Raw genomic sequence first — 3,629 nt, 5'->3', positions numbered from 1 at the left:
CGGCTCATCGCATCCTGGGGCGGAAGTACGTCCCAAGGGTTGGGCTCGCCAGTTAAAGCGGTACGTGAGCTGGGTTCAGAACGTCGTGAGACAGTTCGGTCCCTATCCGTCGCAGGCGCAGGAAACTTGAGGGGGCGTGTCCCTAGTACGAGAGGACCGGGATGGACAGACCACTGGTGTACCAGTTATCGTGCCAACGGTACAGCTGGTAGCTATGTTTGGAACGGATAAGCGCTGAAAGCATCTAAGCGCGAAGCCGGCCCCAAGATGAGGTTTCCCATCCAGCGCAAGCTGGAGTAAGACCCCTGGAAGATGACCAGGTAGATAGGCCGGGAGTGTAAGAGAGGTAACTCTTTAAGCGGACCGGTACTAATAGGTCGAGGGCTTGCCTAAACTGTCGCCAGTCGCCTTTGCTTGGTATGACCAGCCACGGGGACGGTCACTTTGGCAGGTCCAAAGGATTGTCCAAAAAGAAATAAGCAGCAGCCACGGGGACGGTTACTTTGGCAGGTCCAAGGAATCGCCCAAAAGGCTAAGTAGTTGGTGGTTAGTGGTTGGTGGTTTGTGGTTGGATTTAATATGCTATGCCACAGATTGCAAGTCACAGAATAGGACACAGTATCTCGATATCGATTTGGTGGCTAGTGGTTGGTCGTTAGTGGTTGGAAAAAGATGATAGCGCGATACATGTGAAAGGGGAATGCCCCCGATGTGTCCACTTCAGACTTCTAACATCCGACCTCCGGCTTCCGTCTTTCAGGTTGGTGGATGGTGTTTGTGTGATCTATGTGCAGATGACACGATGACACGACCCCCGTCCCCCTGTCACACCTGTCACATGAATTGAATAAAGTTTCTGGTGGTTAGAGCGGAGGGGTAACACCCGTTCCCATTCCGAACACGGCAGTTAAGCCCTCCAGCGCTGATGGTACTGGGACATCCCGGGAGAGTAGGTCGCTGCCAGAATATTTATATTCCTCGGTAGCTCAACGGTAGAGCATCCGGCTGTTAACCGGAGGGTTGCAGGTTCGAATCCCGCCCGGGGAGCCATAAATAAGCAGAACTAGGAATGTTCTGCTTATTAATTTTTGTGTTGACGGTGCCAAAAAGTAATGTTGGGATTTAGTCGTTGGCAGTTGGTGGTTGTTTTTTGGCCGTTAATGATTGGGACCGAGGTAATGGTGGCATAGTTATGTAACAGTAGGCTTTTTGGAAAGGGCTGTTGGGGTATAATATTAAGGAAGGGTATTTTGATGTGGACAGTGCTGGGTTATTATTGCTGAAAACAGGCCGAAAACAGATAGTCTGATATGACAAGATGATAAGAGCACCCTTCTGTAACAGATCACAGAAAATGATATAATAATTGAGTAGAGTCATCCCTGTAATGTTGCCGGGAGGTGAAAAAGTGCTTGATGAGGAACAGATGGAAGAATTCCGGCAGATGAGCAGAGAGAATTTACAGGCTAAGCTGACCGAACTACGGGAAGATTATGCGGAAATGGACGAACAAGTTACATTTATGCTGCGCTCTACCGGCCATCATATACGGGGTGTTGTGCGTAAGAAACATGAAAGAAAGCTCAAAGAATTGGAAGAGTTGATTCAGACGGTGGAAAAAGAACTGCAAATCCGATAGTGTATACTTGTATACAGGAAAGAGCATGCAGGATAAATGCAGGCAATCTCGAATATACAGTTTGTGGTTATATCAATGTTAGGGTATGGAGGATACGAGCATGTCAGAGCAGCTTCTTAATAGTTTTCTCGATCAGGTTACCAGCAGAAATCCGGGGGAAAAAGAATTCCATCAATCAGTTTATGAGGTAGCAAGATCGCTTTTGCCGTTTTTGGAACAGCAGCCAAAATATAAGAAAGCAAAGATCTTGGAGAGGTTAGTAGAACCCGAGCGTATAATTATCTTTCGTATAACCTGGGACGATGACCAGGGGGAAGTTCGTGTCAACCGCGGTTACCGGGTACAGATGAACAGCGCTATCGGACCTTATAAGGGCGGCTTGCGTTTTCATCCATCAGTTAATTTAGGGGTTATGAAATTCCTTGCCTTTGAGCAGGTTTTCAAAAACTCATTAACCACTTTGCCACTGGGTGGTGGAAAAGGTGGTGCTGATTTCGACCCGAGAGGCAAATCGGACCAGGAGGTAATGCGTTTTTGCCAGGCATTTATGAATGAACTTTATCGCCATATCGGTCCTGATACAGATGTTCCCGCCGGGGATATCGGTGTTGGCAGCAGAGAGATCGGTTATCTTTTCGGCCAGTACAGAAAGATCTCCAATGCTTTTACAGGTGTTCTTACAGGTAAAGGCTGGAACTGGGGTGGCAGCCTAATGCGCCCGGAGGCTACAGGTTATGGTGTTGTGTATTTTCTGCAGGAGATGTTGAAGGCTCGCGGAGAAGACTTACAAGGAAAAACAATAACCGTCTCCGGCTATGGAAATGTAGGGAGTTATTTTATTCAAAAGGCCTGCCAATGCGGTGCCAGGGTTATTACGATTGCAGATGAAAACGGATATGTTTATGCTCCCGAGGGGATTGACGGTGAGAAGTTCGAATATTTAAGGGACCTCTGGGCTGTTCACCGCCGTCCTGCACAGGATTTTGGAAAAGAATTCGGTCTTAAGTGGGTAGAGGGCAGGAGACCCTGGGAGGTTCCCTGTGATATAGCTGTTCCTACCGCAACCCAGAACGAACTGGAGTTGGATGACGCCAGGAATTTGATCAATAATGGGTGCAGGTGTGTTGTTGAGGCGGCAAATATGCCCTGTTCACCTGATGCTGTAGATATGCTGCAAGATGCAGGGCTGCTCTTTGCTCCGGGTAAAGCGGCCAATGCGGGCGGTGTGGCTGTAAGTGGGCTGGAAATGTGCCAGAACAGTCAGCATTACTGCTGGTCAGCAGAAGAGGTTGACTGCAAGCTGCAGCAGATCATGAAAAAGATCCATGAACAGTGTGTAACTTTTGGGAGTAGAGGCAACAGCGTTAACTATGTAGACGGAGCCAATATCGCCGGTTTTGTCAAAGTAGCAGATGCCATGCTGGCCCAGGGAATTATCTAACAACCAACTAACACATCATCTGCTCTCTTTTTTCAGGACAGATGTCTATGTCGGTTGATGGCAATGTCAGCAGAGGATGAAAACAGAGCCGAAGTCATGTAATGTTGCGGAACCAGCAGAAGCGGTTCCTGGCAACTTCCGATTTCCGGCATTTGACCTTTATTTTCAGGGTAGATTCCCGTACCGCTAATTATATTTATGTTAATGTAAAATAGAAGCAGAGGAATAAAAAGATCATGAATTACTAATGACCAACCACCAACCACCAACCACCAACGACACGGCAAATTCATGTAGGAAGTAAATGGGTGTAAAAGTTGCTGGACAATCAACCAACTATGAATTAAGCTATAGCTCAGAAGTATATGTGGAGGGGATACTGATGAGCGAAAGCTTATATCAAGGGAAGTTTTTTGATTATTTTAGCGGATTGAACGATAGTAGAATGGAAGGGAAGATATGGCATCGATTAACCGATATCTTATTCATCGTGACCTGCGGAATTATTTGCGGCTACGATGAGTTTGAGCTTATCCATGTATGGGCTAA

3 protein-coding genes, 1 tRNA gene and 2 rRNA genes are annotated in these 3,629 nt (G+C 47.1%); all 6 read left to right on the top strand.

What is annotated here, in order from left to right; genetic code table 11:
- Window positions 1-393, top strand: a 23S ribosomal RNA gene (locus SSCH_RS04595); the annotation flags it as partial.
- Between the two features lie 462 nt (window positions 394-855).
- A 5S ribosomal RNA gene (gene rrf / locus SSCH_RS04590) occupies window positions 856-966 on the top strand.
- A 9-nt stretch (window positions 967-975) separates the two neighbouring features.
- Window positions 976-1,050: transfer RNA gene (locus tag SSCH_RS04585), tRNA-Asn, on the top strand.
- A 337-nt stretch (window positions 1,051-1,387) separates the two neighbouring features.
- Entirely contained in the window at window positions 1,388-1,639 is a 252-nt protein-coding gene (locus SSCH_RS04580; RefSeq protein WP_044664448.1) for a hypothetical protein, read from the top strand.
- Between the two features lie 100 nt (window positions 1,640-1,739).
- Window positions 1,740-3,080 (top strand): NADP-specific glutamate dehydrogenase, encoded by a 1,341-nt coding sequence (gdhA, locus tag SSCH_RS04575; RefSeq protein ID WP_044664447.1) that lies wholly within the window; start codon window positions 1,740-1,742, stop codon window positions 3,078-3,080.
- A 304-nt stretch (window positions 3,081-3,384) separates the two neighbouring features.
- Window positions 3,385-3,629, top strand: a 245-nt coding sequence (locus tag SSCH_RS17380) for a transposase family protein (RefSeq protein ID WP_232294219.1), incomplete at its 3' end; no start/stop codon positions are given.

Source organism: Syntrophaceticus schinkii, assembly GCF_000946815.1.
Taxonomy (GTDB): Bacteria; Bacillota; DSM-12270; order Thermacetogeniales; family Thermacetogeniaceae; genus Syntrophaceticus; species Syntrophaceticus schinkii.
The sequence above is the reverse complement of the archived record's forward strand: the minus strand, read 5'-3'. Positions and strand labels throughout refer to the sequence as shown.

Excerpts from the sequence above, each read along its gene's own strand:
- SSCH_RS04580 (WP_044664448.1), top strand. The coding sequence starts at position 1,388 with ATGTTGCCGGGAGGTGAAAAAGTGCTTGATGAGGAACAGATGGAAGAA.
- gdhA (WP_044664447.1), top strand. The coding sequence starts at position 1,740 with ATGTCAGAGCAGCTTCTTAATAGTTTTCTCGATCAGGTTACCAGCAGA.